Source organism: Arthrobacter sp. Z1-15, from assembly GCF_054792395.1.
In genome coordinates, this window is sequence record NZ_CP096454.1 from 1,856,505 (window position 1) to 1,874,340 (window position 17,836).

16 protein-coding genes and 1 riboswitch are annotated in these 17,836 nt (G+C 66.0%); of the genes, 12 read left to right on the forward strand and 4 right to left on the reverse strand.

What is annotated here, in order from left to right:
- Positions 1–32: 32 nt before the first annotated feature.
- The 4 genes from M1D40_RS08540 to M1D40_RS08555 all read left to right on the forward strand — a co-directional run bounded on the left by M1D40_RS08540 (position 33) and on the right by M1D40_RS08555 (position 3,828).
- Positions 33–1,088, forward strand: coding sequence for an FUSC family protein (locus M1D40_RS08540; protein WP_461170896.1), 1,056 nt, complete (start codon positions 33–35; stop codon positions 1,086–1,088).
- Between the two features lie 87 nt (positions 1,089–1,175).
- Positions 1,176–1,844: a response regulator transcription factor gene (locus tag M1D40_RS08545; protein WP_461170897.1), complete on the forward strand. Its 669-nt coding sequence runs from the start codon at positions 1,176–1,178 to the stop codon at positions 1,842–1,844.
- The gene (locus M1D40_RS08550; RefSeq protein ID WP_461170898.1) at positions 1,841–3,235 is read left to right on the forward strand and encodes a sensor histidine kinase; all 1,395 of its coding nucleotides are present in this window, start codon (positions 1,841–1,843) and stop codon (positions 3,233–3,235) included. The genes M1D40_RS08545 and M1D40_RS08550 overlap by 4 nt, the downstream gene beginning before the upstream one ends.
- Before the next feature lie 68 nt (positions 3,236–3,303).
- Positions 3,304–3,828, forward strand: a complete 525-nt coding sequence (locus tag M1D40_RS08555; RefSeq protein ID WP_461170899.1) for a hypothetical protein — start codon at positions 3,304–3,306, stop codon at positions 3,826–3,828.
- Between the two features lie 226 nt (positions 3,829–4,054).
- On the opposite strand, the gene M1D40_RS08560 is transcribed toward M1D40_RS08555, so the two are convergent.
- Positions 4,055–4,930, reverse strand: a complete 876-nt coding sequence (locus M1D40_RS08560; RefSeq protein ID WP_461170900.1) for a LysM peptidoglycan-binding domain-containing protein — start codon at positions 4,928–4,930, stop codon at positions 4,055–4,057.
- 3 nt (positions 4,931–4,933) lie between these two features.
- A riboswitch (cyclic di-AMP (ydaO/yuaA leader) is annotated at positions 4,934–5,083 on the reverse strand.
- Positions 5,084–5,278: 195 nt separating this feature from the next.
- On the reverse strand, positions 5,279–5,881 hold the full coding sequence (locus M1D40_RS08565) for a hypothetical protein (RefSeq protein WP_461170901.1): 603 nt from the start codon (positions 5,879–5,881) through the stop codon (positions 5,279–5,281).
- 220 nt (positions 5,882–6,101) lie between these two features.
- On the opposite strand from M1D40_RS08565, the gene M1D40_RS08570 reads away from it, so the two are divergent.
- Positions 6,102–6,614 (forward strand): GNAT family N-acetyltransferase, encoded by a 513-nt coding sequence (locus tag M1D40_RS08570; protein ID WP_461170902.1) that lies wholly within the window; start codon positions 6,102–6,104, stop codon positions 6,612–6,614.
- Here the strand turns inward: M1D40_RS08570 and M1D40_RS08575 are convergent.
- Both M1D40_RS08575 and M1D40_RS08580 read right to left on the reverse strand, forming a co-directional pair.
- On the reverse strand, positions 6,611–7,255 hold the full coding sequence (locus M1D40_RS08575) for a response regulator (protein ID WP_461170903.1): 645 nt from the start codon (positions 7,253–7,255) through the stop codon (positions 6,611–6,613). The genes M1D40_RS08570 and M1D40_RS08575 overlap by 4 nt on opposite strands.
- Positions 7,243–8,520, reverse strand: coding sequence for a sensor histidine kinase (locus tag M1D40_RS08580; RefSeq protein ID WP_461170904.1), 1,278 nt, complete (start codon positions 8,518–8,520; stop codon positions 7,243–7,245). The genes M1D40_RS08575 and M1D40_RS08580 overlap by 13 nt, the downstream gene beginning before the upstream one ends.
- Before the next feature lie 151 nt (positions 8,521–8,671).
- Here M1D40_RS08580 and M1D40_RS08585 point away from each other — a divergent pair, with 151 nt between their 5' ends.
- The 7 genes from M1D40_RS08585 to M1D40_RS08615 all read left to right on the forward strand — a co-directional run bounded on the left by M1D40_RS08585 (position 8,672) and on the right by M1D40_RS08615 (position 17,585).
- Positions 8,672–9,436 carry an ABC transporter ATP-binding protein gene (locus M1D40_RS08585; protein WP_461170905.1) on the forward strand — a complete coding sequence of 255 codons (765 nt, stop codon included), beginning with the start codon at positions 8,672–8,674 and terminating at the stop codon, positions 9,434–9,436.
- Position 9,437: 1 nt separating this feature from the next.
- Positions 9,438–11,933 (forward strand): FtsX-like permease family protein, encoded by a 2,496-nt coding sequence (locus tag M1D40_RS08590; RefSeq protein WP_461170906.1) that lies wholly within the window; start codon positions 9,438–9,440, stop codon positions 11,931–11,933.
- Between the two features lie 141 nt (positions 11,934–12,074).
- Complete coding sequence (locus M1D40_RS08595) at positions 12,075–13,631, forward strand: MDR family MFS transporter (RefSeq protein ID WP_461170907.1); 1,557 nt, start codon at positions 12,075–12,077, stop codon at positions 13,629–13,631.
- Positions 13,632–13,779: 148 nt separating this feature from the next.
- Positions 13,780–14,130, forward strand: a complete 351-nt coding sequence (locus M1D40_RS08600; RefSeq protein WP_341392976.1) for a histone-like nucleoid-structuring protein Lsr2 — start codon at positions 13,780–13,782, stop codon at positions 14,128–14,130.
- A gap of 388 nt (positions 14,131–14,518) precedes the next feature.
- The gene (locus M1D40_RS08605) at positions 14,519–15,757 is read left to right on the forward strand and encodes a cobalamin-independent methionine synthase II family protein (protein ID WP_461170908.1); all 1,239 of its coding nucleotides are present in this window, start codon (positions 14,519–14,521) and stop codon (positions 15,755–15,757) included.
- A 142-nt stretch (positions 15,758–15,899) separates the two neighbouring features.
- Positions 15,900–17,129 (forward strand): acyl-CoA dehydrogenase family protein, encoded by a 1,230-nt coding sequence (locus M1D40_RS08610; protein ID WP_461170909.1) that lies wholly within the window; start codon positions 15,900–15,902, stop codon positions 17,127–17,129.
- A 9-nt stretch (positions 17,130–17,138) separates the two neighbouring features.
- Positions 17,139–17,585, forward strand: a complete 447-nt coding sequence (locus tag M1D40_RS08615; RefSeq protein WP_461170910.1) for a hypothetical protein — start codon at positions 17,139–17,141, stop codon at positions 17,583–17,585.
- Positions 17,586–17,836 lie beyond the last annotated feature (251 nt).

The window sequence follows — 17,836 nt, forward strand, 5'->3', positions numbered from 1 at the left end:
GTTCCCTGCCGCAGTGAAAGGCTCGTTACCCCGTGAAGCAAGACATCCGTGGCTTCCTGGCGGTCCCTGCCGGCCGCGGGCACCGGTTCCCCGCTGTGCGGGTGGCCGCAGGGATGCTGATTCCGCTGCTGGTACTGATTCTGCTGGGCCGCACCGATCTCACGATGTGTGCCATCTTCGGGTCGCTCACCGGAGTTTTCGGCCGCTCGGAACATCACTGGCGGAGGCTGCGCCATCAGGCCCAGTCCGGTGTGCTGATGTGCCTGACCGTGGTGGCCGGAGTCTCCATGTCCGTTGCCGGGCACGGCGACTGGGAGCTGGTTGCTGCCGCCACCGTTGTCGCCATGGTCATTTCGGTGGCGGCGGACTTCCTGCGCATCCGGCCCGCCGGTCCCTTTACCTACATCTTCGCGTTTACCGCCACCGCCGCCGCTCCTTTTGCGGGATCCGTCGGTGAAGCTGCCCTGGCCGTCTCCGGAAGCGCCGCAACCGCGGTCCTGCTGGGGATTGCCGGCCGGCTCCATGCCCGCCGCCACACCCCGGCCCTGCTGCGCCAGCAGGTTCCGCCGCCGGAAGCAGCACGAATCCTCGCCCACTCGGGACGGTACGCCGCCGCCGTCGCCGGCGCCGGTTCACTGGCACTGCTTCTGGGGCCGGGACACAGCTACTGGGCGATGCTCGCGGCCTGCGCACCGATTGCCGCAGCAGATGCCGCGCACGCTCCGGCCAGGGCCGGCCACTTCATCCTGGGAACGTACGGCGGCGTTCTGCTCTCCGCCCTGCTGCTGCAGCCGGAATGGAGTCCGGTGCAACTGGCAGTCCTCCTGGCACTGCTGCAGTTCGGCGGCGAGGTGTATGTCATCAGGCACTACGGGCTCGCCATGGTCTTCCTGACACCCGTGGCGCTGCTGATGACCGGCTTCGTCTCCGTCCAGCCGGTCTGGGAGCTGACCGTGGACCGGGCCGTTGAGACCACCATCGGCGCGCTGGTCGCCGTCGTCGTGATTCTGCTGACGACGGGCCGCGGCGCGGAACGGGTGAAGAAGCTGTTGCGGCGGCCAGCCCCGGCCGCGCCGGATCGGCAGTAGGCGGCCGAGCCGCTGATTCCGCCGTGAGAGCTCCCTGCGGCCGGCGGGCCCGGGTGTTTGGGCGAGCCCGCGGCTAGACTTTCGGGCATGACGGACCGTCCCCGGATCCTGGTCGTGGAAGATGACCGCAGCCTGGCGCGGATGCTGGCGGAGCTCCTGGAATCCGAAGGCTATGCAGTGACGGTGGCCTTCGACGGACAGCGGGCCCTGCACGAGGGGCTGACCCACCCGTTCGATGTCCTCCTGCTGGACCGCGGACTGCCGGCCATCGAGGGGCTCGATGTCCTGGCCCGGCTGCGCAGCCGGGGCATCTACGTGCCCGCGCTGGTGCTATCCGCTCTGGGAAACCCGGCGGACCGGGTGGAAGGCCTGGACCGCGGCGCCGAGGACTATCTGGCCAAGCCCTTCGACATTGACGAACTGCTGGCCCGGCTCCGGGTGCTGCGGCGCCGGAATGTTCCCCGCGCGCCTGCCCTGCCCGTGCCCGGCGGAGTCCTGGATACCACCGGACGTACCGTGACCACCGACTCGGGCGAGGTGGTGGTCCTCTCCGACCGCGAAGGTGCCCTCCTGGAACAGCTGGCACGCCGCCCCGCGCAGGTCTTTCCGCGCGCTGACCTCCTGGACGCCGTGTTCCCGGACGCGGACGACGACGGCGTGGTGGACACGTATGTCCATTACCTTCGGCGGAAGCTGGGCAAGGGCATCGTGCTGACGGTGCGCGGCATCGGATACCGGCTCGGAGCTCGGACGTGAAGCACCCCGGGGGCAACCCGGAAGATGCCGAGCTGACGCGCGCGTCGCTGCGCTTGGCCGTCCAGTTCACGGTCCTGGTTGTGGTGCTGCTGGGCCTGGCCGCGGGGCTGGTGTACGGACTGGTATCCACGCAGACCCGGGAAGCTGTGGAACAGACACTGTCCTCGGCCGCACAGTCCGATTCTCCGCGGGAGGCTCCGCTGGATGTCTTCCTGGCCGTGTACGACGACGGACGGCTGGCTGTTTCCCGCAACATGCCTTCGGGGCTGCCGGACGAGGAGGCGCTGGCCGAAGTGGCTGAGACCGGCGTCGCCCGCCGGGATACCGTGACCGCCGGGGACCGCACCTACGAGGTCCTGACCACCCGCCGCGGCCGCGACGTAGTCCAGGCGGCCGTTGACACGCGTGAATCCACCGAACAGCTCCGGCGCCTGGCCTTGGCACTGGTGGTTTCCGTGGCGGCGGCGGGCCTGGTGGCCGGAGCGGTCTCTGCCCTGGCGGCGCGCGCAGCTATGCGTCCCATGGCTGAAGCGCTGGCGCTGCAGCGCCGTTTTGTTGCGGACGCCAGCCATGAACTGCGGACTCCGCTGACGCTGCTCAGCACCCGGGCGCAGCTGCTGCGGCGCCGGCTCGTGTCCGACGCCGCCGGGCCGGCGCCCCAATCCAACGCTGACGGCAGCAGTGGCCGGCCGGACCAGGAAGCGGTGCAGGCGGCCGACGACGTCGTGGCCGACACCAAGGTGCTGACCGGGATTCTGGAGGACCTGCTGATGGCTGCCGATCCCCGGCAGACCGGCCCGGCGGAACCGGTGAACCTGGTTGTGCTGGCGGAATCAGCGGTGGCGTCGCTGCAGCCCGAAGCCAGGCGCCGCAATCTGTTCCTGGAGCTGGATACTCCGGCGCCGGAGGTTATTGTTCTCGGCGGTCAGTTTGCCCTGCAGCGGATCTTCACGGCTCTGGGGGCCAACGCGCTGGACTATGCCCGGTCACTCGTGCGGGTTTCCGTGCGGCCCAGCGGCAGGGAAGCGGTGATCAGGGTTATGGACGACGGTCCCGGCTTTCCGCCCGGATTCAGCCGGCATGCCTTCGAACGGTTCGCCTCTACCCGGAACCAGACCCGGAAGCCTGCCGGGAACCAGACCCGGAAGCCGGCCCGGAACCAGACCCGGAAGCCGGCCGGGGACCCCGCCGAAAAGGATGGCCGAACCGCTGAACCGGGACCGTCGCGCGGCGAAGAAACTTCAGCAGAGCCGCGGCACTACGGGTTGGGCTTGGCCCTGGTCGCAGAAATAGCAGCCCGTTACGGCGGCAGCGTCCGCGCGCTGCCTGCCGCGGGCGGTGCGGGCGGAGTGGTGGAAGTCCGGCTGCCGCTGGCCGGAAAGCGGCCCTAAGAATCCTCGAAGAATCTGATCCGAAAATGGATGTGTAAGCAACCCACTATTCGGAGGTGAAAACCACTATGGCAATCCGGGACAAGGCCAGGGGACCGCTTGGCTGGATTCTCGGCGTCGTCGGGGCCCTGGCACTGCTGGTTGGTTCTTTCTTCGCCGGCATGGCTACCGCGGATTCCCCGGCGGATCAGGAACAGGCCTCGGTGACCGAGCAGCAGAACGAGGGCACGGAGAACAACACCGAGACGGAAGACTCGGACGCCAGGCCCGACCGCGGTCCGCGTTCCGACGACGACAACGGCGGTTCGGACTCTGAGGCGGACGCCGACAGCGAACCGGATGCGGATGACCGTGATAAGAAGTCCGGCGAGAAGCCTGACTCCGGCGAGAAGCCGGACAAGGGCTCCCGGGGCAGCGACACTGAGATGGGCCGCCCGGACCAGGACCAGGACGCGGATCAGGGCCGGCACGGACACCATGACGGCCACCGCGGCGGCGGCAACGGTCCGGACGACGACGGCGGGCCAGGCTCCGATAACGACGGCCCCGCGGAGGAGGACGACGCCCGGGAACAGGACGAGCCTGCCGCCTAAGGACCGTCAGACCCAAAGGCAGCCAACTCCATCCAGACCGCCAACTGAACAAAAGCCAGCTGAACGAGAATTCAACTGAGACATTCCAACTGAGATATTCCAACTGGGACAATCCAACTGGGACGAGAAAAGGAACGCCCGGCCAATGGCCGGGCGTTCCTTTTGGTTTCACCGAAGGTTTGGGACGTTCGCTTCCCGCCCCTGCGGTAAATCTAGTGCTGCGTGATTACGCTACGCGGTAGTACGCGGCACCGGAACCGACGTTAGCGCTCTGCTGAACAGTCTGGTTGCCGTTCCATCCGCTGTGGATGGCCTGGCCGTCGCCGATGTAGATAGCGATGTGGGCAAAGCCCATGCCGCCGTCGGCGTAGTAGATGATGTCGCCGGGCATCGGGTCAGAGACCGGGGTTCCGTAGGCAGCAAGCTGCGCGGGGGCCAGGTCGCCAACTGAGTGGCCTGCTGCCCGGAGGGCAACTTCCACCAGCACGGTGCAGTCCTGCATGGCACCCATCTGGGAGAAGGCGGAGTTCAGCATGGTCTGGTTGGTGCCGGTAACAGCTGCGCCGGCTGCGGGAGCAGGAGTCACCGAGGAGGCCTGGGTGCTGATGCTGCCGAAGTCTGCAGTCTCTGCAGCGGCGGCCGGAGCGGCGTAAGCAGCTGCCGGTGCAGCTGCAGCAACGGGAGCTGCTGCTGCGGCGCCGCCGGCGTACGTGATGACGTCACCGGGGTAGATGATGGATTCCAGCGCAAGGCCGTTCTGCGCCAGGATGTCATTCAGGTTGACGCCGTACGTGGCGGCAATCTTGCCGAGCGTGTCGCCGGCCTGAACAACGTGGGTGGAGCCCGAAGCCGCGGGAGCTGCTGCCGGAGCGGCAACAGGAGCGGCAACGGCGGCAGGTGCGCTGTAGGACTCGGCTGAGTCGTTGGCAATGACACCGGCAGAGGCCGGAGCCGCCATGCCGAGCATCAGGCCGGAACCTGCTGCCACAACGGCAGCGGTGCTGCCGATGGTGCGTGCTTTGCCGCTGGTGGAGTTCGCAATTGCGGCCCACATTCCGGCGGTCTCGGCACGGTGGCGTCCACGAGTGTTGTTGAAAGACATTGAGTTACCTCTCCCGATACCTGCGAGGTGAGCTGTCGGATGCGGATGGGAGTCACCCGGTCAGCCGTAGAAACCTTTGGCTGACTTAACCCCAAGGATTCAAAGGAACCCGTTTGTGGTTCCCCCGCCTCTGCCGAAGTGTGAATATCTGTGGACCTTGGCCAGCGGCAGAGCTAGGTAACAAGCCAAGGGAGCCGCTTCAGATAACGGCACGACCACTACGCTACAAGACGATTACGGGAGGATAACTATTTAGTAACGGACCTCGCAGTACCGTGTGAGTGGCGCCTCTTTATGCTAGGGGTGGGCCGTGACACTATGGGCCGCGCCTGCCCCTCTCCGGTCCGGCTAGTTCGTCTGGCGGATCACGTTGGCAACGGCGAAATTGCCGAATCCCTGCAGGAGGTCGCCGGGCGCCAACCTCACGTCGCGCACCATTCCCGCGCCCTTCAGAACTGCACCGCGCTTCTCCGGCGGGCTGGACCGGTAATCCCCGCCGTCGGCAAGGACTACGGATTCAGCCTCGACAGCTCCCAGGATCTGCGAGCCGGAGCCGAGCACGGACCGCCCCGTCACCACTGGGCCGTTGGCCAGCCGGGCGCTGTCGCCGACCGCAACCGCATCTGCCCGGCCGGCTTTGAGCTGCACGCTGCCGGGGCCCAGCGTAATGTCGGATCCCAAAAGGATCATCCCGCCGTGTTCGGCGGAGACATAAGCCCCCGGGTAAAAGACATTGCGGTGGCCGATCACGCAGGAGCTCTCATTGTCGGCCTGAAGTACGACGCCGGGATAAAAAACATTTCCTTCGCCCAGCTGTACTTTTGCGGAAATCAGCGTTGATGACGGATCCAGGATCTGCTGCGTAGTACAAAGCTGCAGAACTTCCGCGACGGTGAGGAATCCAAAATCCTGGCGAATACTGTCGGCATCTGTTCGCTGAGGAGCTGGCATCTTCTTCTCTTTCTTCGTCATCTGGCCGGAACGCAAAGATCAGCGGGAACCGGGAGCACTCCTAGCCTACCCGCCCCTGCGCGTGCGCCGCCGCCCCGGGAAGCCCGGGGAGTGCAGGTAGCGCGCAAATTTCTTACAGCAGACTCATACCGTGCTGAGGACCTAATACACCATGATGGGAGCGGGAAAAACATTTACCGGACGGGTAAGGAATGCGCGCATGATGAGCCAAAGAGCCACCGGGACTGTTTTGGAGACCGCCCAACTCACTCTGGAACCTCTGCACCCGGACCATGCTCCGGAAATGGTGCAGGTCCTGGCGCATCCGGGACTTTATGAATTCACCGGCGGGCTGCCGCCGGGACTGGAAGTGCTGACTCACCGCTACATCCTCCAATCAGGCGGAGATCCATCGGGCGCGCAAATATGGTTGAACTGGGTTATCCGGGCTCGGGATACTGGATCCGCTGCGGGTTTTGTCCAGGCAACGGTCGATGCCGGCAGCTTGACGGCGGATCTCGCCTGGGTAGTGGGTGAGGAACATCAGGGTCGAGGCTATGCCACGGAAGCAGCTCAGGCCATGGTGGACTGGCTCATCCGGCAGGGCGTGGGCCGGTTTTCCGCCGGCATCCACCCCGCAAACGTTCCCTCCGCAGCGGTAGCGGCCCGTATTGGGCTCCTACGCACCGGGCTGCTTGATCCTGACGGTGAGGAGATCTGGAGGCTGAACTAGGACCGCAGATATGCCAGGGTGGCGAGGACCCGGCGGTGGCCACTGTCTGACGGGGCCAGTCCCAGCTTCGCAAAGATATTGCCGATGTGCTTGCTGACAGCAGTCTCCGAAACGGAAATGGCCGAAGCAATGGCTGTGTTGCCCAGCCCCTCGGCAACCAGCCCCAGAACTTCGAACTCCCGGGGAGTCAGGGACCTGATGGGGTCCCGGGTGCTGCGCCGGCTGAACAGCTGGGCGATGACTTCCGGATCCATCACGGTTCCCCCGGAGGATACGCGCCGCAGGCCGTCAACAAATTCCCCGACGTTGCCCACGCGTTCCTTTAGCAGGTAGCCCACACCCTGGGCCCCGGAGGCCAGCAGCCTGCTGGCGTAGCGGTCCTCTACGTAGGCGGAAAGGACCAGAACGGGAAAGCCGGGCACCCGCGCCCGCAATTCCAGGGCTGCTTTTAGTCCCTCGTTCGTGAAGGTGGGCGGCATCCGCACATCCAGCACCGCACCGTCTGCCCCGCCCGGCTCGAAGGCTGCCAGCAGGTCATCGGCGTTGTCCCAGGAACCCACGACGTCGAATCCTTCGCCCCGGAGCAGCAGCTCCAGTCCGGCGCGCAGCAGCGCATCATCCTCAGCTATTAGAAGGCGCACGGCAGTTCCACCCTGACTTTCGTGGGCCCGCCACCCGGACTGGCCAGCACCAGCCTGCCGCCAAACGCCGCGGCCCGCCGGGCAATCCCGGCAAGCCCGGTTCCGGAGCCCTCGGCAGCATCAACCGGTCCCACCCGCGCGCCGCCGCGCCCGTCGTCGTTCACCTGTATCACCAGGACATCCTCCCGAGGAGTTGATTCGGTGTGCAGCACCACGTCGATCCGTGACGCGTCGGAGTGCTTCGCCGCATTGGTCAGGGCCTCGGCGAGGACAAAATAAGCAGCTGATTCCACCGCCGCCGGGGCACGCTCCAGCCCGTGCACGTCCAGGGAGCAGGGGATGGGGGAGCGGCTGGTCAGCGCCGAGGCCGCACCGCCCAGGCCCAGCTCGTCCAGGACCGGCGGATAGATGTCATGCACGGCGGCACGCAGGCCGGCCAGCGCTTCGGACGCGGCATCCTGGGCGCGCCCAATGAAGGGCACGGCGGCGGCCGGGTCGGTCTCGGCAGCACGCTGCGCGAGCCCCAGCATCATGACGACGCCGACCAGCCGGTTCTGCGCGCCGTCGTGCAGTTCCCGCTCAATGCGGCGCAGCTCCGCGGCGTGCGCAGTGAGAGCACTGGCCCGGGCTGCGGAGAGCTCGGAAATGCGCTGCGACAGGTCGGCATAGCGGCGGGGCGAGAGGATGGCGAGAGTTCCCTCGCTGATTCTCCGGGCCATCCACGGAAGCAGAATCCAGGCGGCAACCCCGTACGCCGCTCCAAGCAGCATGGTCAGGAGGGCATCACCCCAGCTGTGAATGGCGATGGTCAGCTCCAGCGGCGAGTCCGGAGGGAACAGGGGCCAGAACGGGGCGGCCGCTATATACAGCACGGAGCCCAGGGGCAGCACCAGGGCCAGGATGCCTGCCAGCAGGGCAAAGGCACTGTGGAACAGAAGCCAGGACAGGTCGCGTTTGGACTCCGGAGCGCTGAGCAGGGCCGCCAACTGGGCGAAGGAATACCGGCCGGTGAGCCGGCGCCGTTCAAAGGGAACCACAGCCGCAGCGAATCCGGCGGCCCGTCCCTGCGCCCGGGCGGCAAGCCGGTCCAGGACCTCCAAGAGGCCGGGAACCGCATACAGCCCGACGCCGAGGGCGATGAACGGAAGCAGCACCAGCCCGGCAACCAGGATTCCCAGCGAGCCCAGCCAGTAGCCGGCCTCGCGCAGGAGGAAAGCCGCATCCCGTAGGCGGGTCTGCAGGCTGGCACGGCTGGGGAGTCTCACCTGATGAATTATGCCCGAGCGTCCGGACAGTGTCGGTATAGCCAGCTATACCCCAAACCGGGCTGTTGGCTGTATCGGATCGCGTTTCACCAATCCGTAGCGTCGGTGGAAGCAAAGACCCCGCCACTAAACCGCTCAAAGGATGAACCCCATGTTTTCCGATCCTTCCGAATTTCCAGACCTGGACGTCCCCGCCGCCCTGCAGCTGCAGGGCGTTTCGAAGAGCTACCGCTCGGGCAGCACCACGGTGCCGGCCCTCCGCGACGTATCCCTCGCCGTACCGGCCGGAACCTTCACCGCGGTCATGGGCCCCTCCGGTTCGGGCAAGAGCACCCTGCTGCAGTGTGCAGCCGGGCTGGACGCCCCCGACAGCGGCCGCGTGCTGCTGGGAAGCACCGAGATTTCCGGAATGCGCAGCAAGGCATTGACCCGCTTCCGCCGCGATCACGTGGGCTTTGTCTTCCAGTCCTACAACCTGCTGCCCCAGCTCACCGTGGCCCGGAACGTCACGCTGCCGCTGCTGCTGGCCGGACGGGGGAGCGACGACGCGTGGCTCGACTACGTACTGGAGTCCGTGGGGCTGGCAGGGCTGGGCGAGCGGAAGCCGCAGGAGCTTTCCGGCGGCCAGCAGCAGCGGGCAGCAATTGCCCGGGCCCTCATAACCCGGCCCGACGCTGTTTTCGCCGACGAACCCACCGGAGCCCTCGACTCCGGGACGGCCCGCCAGGTGCTGGACCTGCTCCGGCACACGGTTTCGGTCCTGGGCCAGACAGTGGTCATGGTGACCCATGATCCGGTGGCCGCCGGCCACGCCGACACCGTCATTTTCCTTGCGGACGGACGCCTCGACGGCAGCATGACCGGTGCAACCGCGCTGGACGTCAGCGAACGCATGGCCATCCTTGGGGAGCACTGACATGTTTTCTCTTGCCAAAGCCTCGATCCGGCACCACCGCGGCGGTTTCGCCGGAGTATTTGTGGCCGTCTTCCTCTGCGCCGCGCTCATCACCGCCATGGGTATCCTCATTGAATCGGGACTTCGCGGCGGCATCGCAGCCGAGCGGCTGAAGGGAGCCGACGTCGTAGTGGGCGCCCCTCAGTCGCACCCCGTGGTGGAGGACATGGATGCTCCCTTCTCCGAGCGTGTCCTGCTTCCGGCCGAAGCCGTCGCGCAGATCGCATCCGTTCCGGGGGTCGAGGAAGCTGTCGGCAGCGTTGACATCCCCCTGGCCACGGCAGACGGCACGAGCGTGTCCGCCGCCGGGTGGGAAAGCGCCGCCCTGGCACCGTACGCGCTGTCGTCGGGAGAAGTTCCCGCGGGTGAGAAGGACGTTGCGGTGGACGAGAGCTTCGGGGCGGATCCCGGCAGCAGGCTCGTCCTGAGCCACGGCGGTGTTCCGGCGGAGTACACGGTCACCGGCATTGTTTCGCCGGAGGCCGGCACCGAGGCCAACGACGCCGGTGCCGCGGGGCCCGCCGTTTTCCTGAGCACCGACGGCGCGGCGGCTCTCTGGCCGCACGGGGACACCGTGGCCACGGTGGGTGTTATTGCCGGCGCGGATGTCCGTCCGGAGCAGCTCGCCGCGGATATCGAGTCGCAGGTGGCCGGAGTCGTTGGCTACACCGGGGACCGGCGCGGCGATGTGGAGAACCTGGGCGGTTCCGCCGCCCGTTCCACGCTGCTGCTGTTCAGCGGGTCCCTGGCCGGGGTGGCGGTAATGACGGCGGTGTTTGTGACCGCCGGAACCCTGTCCCTGTCTATTCTGGGCCGCCGGCGGGAATTCGCGATGCTGCGTGCAGTGGGAGCCGGAGCCAACCAGACCCTGGGCCTGGTGGTCCGCGAAGTCCTGCTGGTTTCAGGGACGGCCGCAGTGCTGGGCGCTGCGCCCGGATTCCTGCTCGCCGGGTTCCTGGGCAGCCAGTTTGCCGCCGCCGGGGTCATTCCCGAAGGTTTCCGGCTGGCCTTCAGCCCGCTTCCGGCGCTGGCCGCCGTCCTGATCAGTATTGCGGCCGCAGTGGGCGCTTCGCTTGTTGCCGCCCGCGGCACCGTCCGCACAGCACCGACAACCGCGCTGCGCGAGTCGGTCACCGAGAAATCACAGCTGGGCCGCGGCCGCGTCATTACCGGGCTGGCGCTGCTGGGCTCAGGCCTTGCCGCCGCGCTGGTTCCGGTGGCGGTGCCCGGGACTGCCGGTCTCGCTGCCGCAGCCTCCAGCATCCTGCTCCTGATCATCGGTGCCGGAGTCCTCGGGCCCTGGCTGGTGGCGGGGGTGCTGAAACTGCTGCAGCCGCTGGTCCGCCGCAGCGCATCGGCATCGCTGATTCTGGCCGAGGCCAATGCCACGGCGTTCCCGCGCCGGCTGGCCTCGGGGATCATTCCGCTGGCGCTGGCCATCGCGCTTGGATCCGTGCAGTTCTTTATGCCGACAACCGTGGCTGCGGAAGCCGAGCGGCAATCCCGTGACGGAGTGGTGGCCGGTTACCTGGTCAGCGCCCCGGGCTCCGGAATCTCCGGGGAACTGGCGGACAAGGTCGCCGCGCTGCCCGGCGTGGAAGCCACGTCTCCCGTGGCCCGCTCCGCAATCCTCGCGAAAGCCGCGTTCCTGGGGATGGAGGACGGAGTGCAGCCCTACGCCATCCAAGGTCTGGCTCCGGAGGACCTGTCCGGAACCCTGGACCTTGGGGTGAGCGAAGGGACGCTGGACCGGCTGTCCGAGCCGGGCACCGTGGCGCTGAGTACGGCGCTGGCCCGGGAAACCGGTACAGAGCCGGGGGAGGAGTTCGCCTTCTACTACGGTGACGGAACCGAGGCGACAGCGGTCGTCGTCGCCACCTATGAACGGGGCCTGGGATTCGGCGACGTCGCGGTGGCCAACGACACCCTGCGCGGCCACACCACTACGGGTCTGAACGACCATCTGCTGGTCAGCGCGGAAGATGATGCGGATCCGGCAGCGCTGACCGCTGCGGTGGGCGAGTTGGGCCTGACGGTACTGGACAGGGAGGAGCTGGGCGCCGCCGGAGCAGCAGAGCGCAGCGCCGAGTCGTGGGTCTCCGTCCTGGCGATGCTGGTGCTGCTGGGGTACCTGGGTATCTCGGTGGTCAATACCCTGGTGATGGCGACCGCACGGCGCCGCCCCGAACTGCTGCTGCTGCGCACCCTGGGAGCCTCCGATGCGCAGCTGCGCCGCATGACGCGGCTGGAATCGGTGCTGGTAGCCGTGACCGCCGTCGTGCTGGGCACGGCGCTCGCCGTGCCGCCGCTGATGGGTATTGCCTTCAGCGTCTCCGGCCAGCCGGTGCCGACAATTCAGCCGGTGGCATATCTGCTGCTTGCCGGCACGACGGCGCTGCTGGGCCTGGGCTCCATAGCGGTGGCCACGCGTGCCGCGCTGCGTCGGCCGGCAGACTGACAATCGAGGTCCGGGCGGGGCAGCAGCGGCGGCTGCTGCCCCGCCCGGGCGCGTTCAAGGGCCTTCCGGGGCGCGGCTAAGATTGCAGCTCGGGCAAGACCCGGCACCCACCTCCACCACCGTGAACAGGATTTCTCTCTTTTGAGCATTGACCCCCCTTCCGTAGTCTCCTCCGAACAGTCGTCCCCGCAGCCGCAAACGGCCTCCGGCCGGGCGGTACCTGCAAAAGCAGCCGGCAAAACGCCCCGCGGCGCACGGGTCCCGGCACCGGATGCCCTGGATCCCCGCACCAAGACCGTGATCGGTCTCCTGCTGGTCTCGTCCTTCGTGGTGATCCTGAACGAAACCATCATGAGCGTGGCCCTGCCGCGGCTCATGGCAGATCTGAACATCACCGCCGGAACCGCGCAGTGGCTGACCACCGGCTTTATGCTGACCATGGCGGTGGTGATTCCCGCCACCGGGTTCCTGCTCCAGCGCTTCTCCATGCGCGGCCTGTTTATGACCGCCATGTCGCTGTTCAGCGCCGGAACCCTGCTGGCCGCACTGGCCCCGGGGTTCGGAGTGCTGCTGGCAGGACGCGTCATCCAGGCCGGCGGCACCGCCATCATGCTCCCGCTGCTGATGACCACCGTCCTCAACGCCGTCCCCGCCCACCGGCGCGGACGCATGATGGGAACCATCTCGATCGTCATTGCCGTGGCTCCGGCCATCGGCCCCACCGTCTCGGGCATCATTCTCAGCGTCCTTGACTGGCGCTGGATGTTCTGGCTGGTCCTGCCGATCGCAGTGCTGTCCCTGATCGTGGGAGCGCTGAAGGTCCAGAACCTGACCGAGTCCAAACGCGTCCCCTTCGACATCCTCTCCATTGTGCTGTCCACCTTTGCCTTCGGCGGACTGATCTTCGGGCTGAGCAGCATTGGCGAAGCCGCCTCCGGCAAGGCAATGATGCCGCTGTGGATTCCGCTAACCGCCGGCGTCCTGGCCATGGCCGGATTCATTCTCCGCCAACTGGTGCTTCAGCGCACCGACCGGGCGCTGATGGACCTGCGGACCTTTGCGAGCAAACCCTTCGTCGTCGCCATCGTCCTGGTTCTTGTCAGCATGATGGCCCTGTTCGGATGCCTCATTGTTCTGCCGCTGTACCTGCAGACGGTCCTCGGGCTCACCACGCTGAACACCGGACTGCTGCTGCTGCCCGGCGGGGCTGTCATGGCAGTTCTGTCACCGATCGTGGGCGGACTGTTCGATAAGTTCGGTCCGCGTCCGCTGGTCATCCCCGGAGCAATCGTGCTCAGCGCCGCGCTGTGGGGCATGACTGCCCTGGACGAAAACAGCCCTGTTGCCCTGGTGATCGTGCTTCACTGCCTGCTGAACACCGGACTCGGATTCATTTTCACTCCTTTGTTCACCTCGGCTCTGGGTTCCCTGCACAAGTCGCTGTACTCCCACGGCAGCGCCATCATCAACACGCTGCAGCAGCTGGCCGGCGCCGCCGGCACGGCCGTGTTCATCACCCTGATGACCACGGGGACCACCGCAGCGGTAAACGGCGGCATGGCGGCTGTACCGGCCGCAGCCGCCGGAGTTCACACGGCCTTCTTCTGGGGCGCGGTCATTTCACTGGTGGCCGTGGCGGCATCATTCCTGGTGCGCCGTCCCACCAATGAACTGCCCGACGGCGTAACCCTCCACTAACCGCACCGCTGCGGTCCCGGCTCAGGAAATGAAGGGGCCGGGACCGCAGCTCGGATTAGTTTCGCAATCCCTCGGCGGAATGTGCCCCGGGCACTATTTCATTGGCACCCTTCGGCTAAACTGTTTCGAAGGGGTGGTCCAGAATTATATGAATAAGGAACAAGACCACGTGGCTCAGAAAAGACAAGTTCTGCTGATTGACGACCTGACCGGTGATGACGCACAGGAAACTGTGAAGTTCGCCCTGGACGGCGCTCAATACGAAATAGACCTGACGACCGAGCACGCTGCTGAACTTCGCGAGAAGTTGAGTCCGTATCTTTCCAGCGGGCGCCGCCTGCGCGGGGGAGCTTCCGGGCGCAGCGCCCGGCGTGAATCTGCGCCGCGCAGCGATGACAGCCGAAAGATCCGCGAATGGGCGATTGACAACGGCTATAAGCCCAGCGCCCGCGGACGGATCAGCCAGGAAATTCGAGAGGCGTACAGCGCCGCTCATTAGTGCGATTCCGCGGCGTTCACCTGCCGCGGCCCGGGCAGGATGCTTTCACGGGGGCAGGAATGTTCCCGCCCGGGCGCACCCGGCAGACCTTTGTTCCGGTTTGCCCGGTCCGGTCATATGGCGTGACAATCCGCCATATTTCCCCGTCTCCGCGTCATATAACGCGCTTCTGGAGTTTCAGTGCGGCCTGCCGCATGCTGGTTCCAGCCCCTCCGCACGGCACCCGGCACCGGCCGGAGAGGGGACGCACCCGCGTTGCCGGTGGATGAGAGCCTGCGTCCACACCATCCAGAGCAGCTGAGAGACCTGCCTCCGCGACGCTGCAGCTTCCCCAAGGACATTTCCATCCGGAAGGGTGCTAACGGCAGGAACGATGGAAGGAATACCCATGTCGCCTGACCGCATTTCCACCAGCCACGCCGGTTCACTGCCCCGAACCCCCGAACTGATAGCCGCCAATGCGGCCCGCACCTTCGCCGCCGACGGTTTCACGCTCGAACGAACCCCTGAGTTTGAATCGCTATTAGCCGCAGCCGTTCTGGACCTGGTGCAGCGGCAGAAGGATCTCGGCATTACCATTCCGGGCGATGGTGAATACGGTAAGGCCATGTCCAATGCCGTGGACTACGGCGCCTGGTGGACCTACAGTTTCCAGCGCACTGCGGGACTGGAACTTACCGAATTCAATCCGATCACCGCCGCGCCGATTCGCAGTGAACCGGGCACCATTCGGCTGACCTCATTTGCCGACCGGCGGGACTGGACCAGATTTGCCGCAGCCTATTCGGATCCGGAAAGCGGGATTCAGCTCGGGCGGAACGCCACTGCTTTTCCCACGGCCACCGGTCCCATCAGCTACACCGGCCACGAGGCCCTGTCCAGCGATATAGCCAACCTCAAGGCCGGGCTGGCCGCCGCAGACCTTCCCTCCGGGTTTATTACGGCATTGTCACCCGGGTCGGCAAGCCGAATCGGGAACGGGTTCTACGCGAGCGAGGAAGAATTCATCTGGGCCTGGGCGGATGTCCTCCGGGAAGAATACAAAGCCATCGTTGACGCGGGGCTCACGGTACAGATCGATGATCCCTCAATTGCCGAAAACTGGGACCAGATCAACCCCGAACCCAGCGTCGAGGACTATCAGCGGTTTACGCAGATCCGTGTGGAGGCACTGAACTACGCCCTCCGCGGGCTGCCCGAAGAGCAGATCCGCTTCCATGTCTGCTGGGGATCCTGGCACGGGCCCCACACCACGGACATTCCCTTCGCTGACATCGTGGATCTTGTTCTGGGCATCAACGCCGGCTCATATTCCTTTGAGGCTGCCAACGTCCGCCACGAGCACGAGTGGACCATCTGGCAGGACAAGCAGCTTCCGGACGGCAAGGTTCTGGTTCCGGGCGTGGTCTCGCATGCCACCAACGTGGTGGAACACCCGGAACTTGCGGCCCAGCGGATAGAGCGCTTCGCCTCCCTCGTAGGCCCGGAAAATGTTATTGCCGGCACCGACTGCGGTCTGGGCGGCCGGCTGCACCCGGACATTGCCGTTGCCAAGCTGGAGTCGCTGGGCCGCGGCGCCGAGATTGCGGCGGCGCGTCTCTATCGCCGCGCATCTTCCGTGCGCTGAGCGCTGTACCGCGGCGGGTGCGGGGCGGCAGATGACCGTCGGACCCGCACCCTTGACGGACTGCTGCGGTCCACGCATACTCGGTCACTAAGCGATTAGTTAGTTCGCCGGAATGAGTGACCAACGATGCGATGGAGCCGTTATGACGACCACTGAGACCCTTCCTGCCCCTTTTGACCCCACGGCGGTGCAGGATGTGGACAGCGACCTGTATCTGCTGGACAACCTGCTCGATGACCAGGCGAAGGATGTACAGGCCCGCGTCAGGGAATTTGTGGACAATGACCTGCTGCCGGTGATCAACGAATACTGGGAGCGCGCGGAAGTCCCGTATGAACTGATTCCCAAGCTGGCGGCACTGAACATTGCCGGCGGAACGATCAAGGGTTACGGGTGCCCCGGCATGACCCGGCTCGCTGCCTCTACGGCTGCTGCTGAGCTCGCGCGCGGCGACGGTTCCATCAATACCTTCTTTGGTGTGCACTCGGGCCTGGCCATGGGCAGCATCGACATGCTCGGGAGCGAGGAACAGAAACACCGCTGGCTGCCTTCCATGGCCCGCTTCGACAAAATCGGGGCGTTTGCCCTGACCGAACCGGGCCATGGATCGGACTCCGTTTCCCTGGAAACGTCCGCCCGCCGCGAGGGGGACAGCTACGTCCTGAACGGCAGTAAGCGGTGGATCGGCAACGCGAGCTTCGCCGACGTCGTCATCATCTTTGCCCGTGACGAAGCGGACTCCGCAGTGAAGGCTTTTGTGATGGAGAAGGATGCCGACGGCCGCCATCCGGCCGGCTACAACGCGGAGGTCATTACCGGAAAGATGGGCAAACGGGCCGTCCTGCAGCCCAATATCGTGATTGAGAACCTGCGGATTCCTGCGGAGAACCGGCTGGAAAACTGCAACTCGTTCAAGGACGTCAACAGGGTCCTGGCGGCTACCCGCGGGGGAGTGGCGTGGGAAGCGCTCGGCCATGCGGTCGCGTCGTACGAGATTGCCGTCGCCTACGCGAAAACCCGTGTGCAGTTCGGCAAGGAAATCGGCCGGTTCCAGCTCGTGCAGAACAAGCTGGCCAACATGCTTGCCCAGCTCACCGCCATCAAGCTGACCTGCTTCCGCCTGAACGAACTCGCCGAAGAAGGTGTCATGACCAGTCCCATGGCGTCCATGGCGAAGATGTTTGCCGCCCGGCAGGGCCGCTGGATCTGCTCCGAGGCGCGCGACATTATGGGCGGCAACGGTCTGCTCCTGGAGAACCACGTGGCCCGCCACCTGACCGACATGGAAGTGGTGTTCACCTATGAGGGCACCGACACCATGCAGTCACTGATCCTGGGACGGCACATCACCGGATTCTCCGCCTTCGCCTAGGATGGGCCCATGGCGGAATGGGATGATGTGCTGGCGGCCGTGGCAGCCGCGCTTGGGGGAGACAAACCGGGGGCCCGGCGTTTGCTGACGGAGTGCTGGGACAGCACGGCGCCCGAAGACCACGGCCAGCGGTGCGTCCTGGCCCATTATCTTGCCGATGTCCAGGATGATCTGGATGCCGAGATCGGTTGGGACGAGACCGCACTGCTGGAGCACGGCTTCCTGTCCGACGGCGATCTCGCGCCGGTGGGCATTCCTGCCGTCAAGGGCATGCTTCCTTCGCTGCACCTGAACCTGGGCGACGGATATCTTCGCCGCGGTCAATTCGACTTGGCGCGCGAGCACCAGCAGGCCGGACAGATGCGCAGCAAACACCTCTCCAACGACGGCTACGGTGCCATGATCCGCTCCGGTCTGGACAACCTCGGCCTGCGCATCTCCGACGCCGGCGCCTGAAGCGCCGGTATCCGACGCAGTGGATCATTTTGCTGCGAAGACCTGCTGCTTCATGGTCACTGCGGACGACGACGGCGGCCTGCGGACGTATGCTCCCTTCGGCTACAGGGCCCTCGCTGCAGATCATTCCCTGGCCTCTGTCCTTGCCGGTGCGCCATGACCGACAAGTCATTACCAACAGAAAGACGAGCGCGTAACCTAGGGGGCATCCGCGGCCGGGGTTGAAGGGGGCCGTTCGTTCCGGGGAGGTT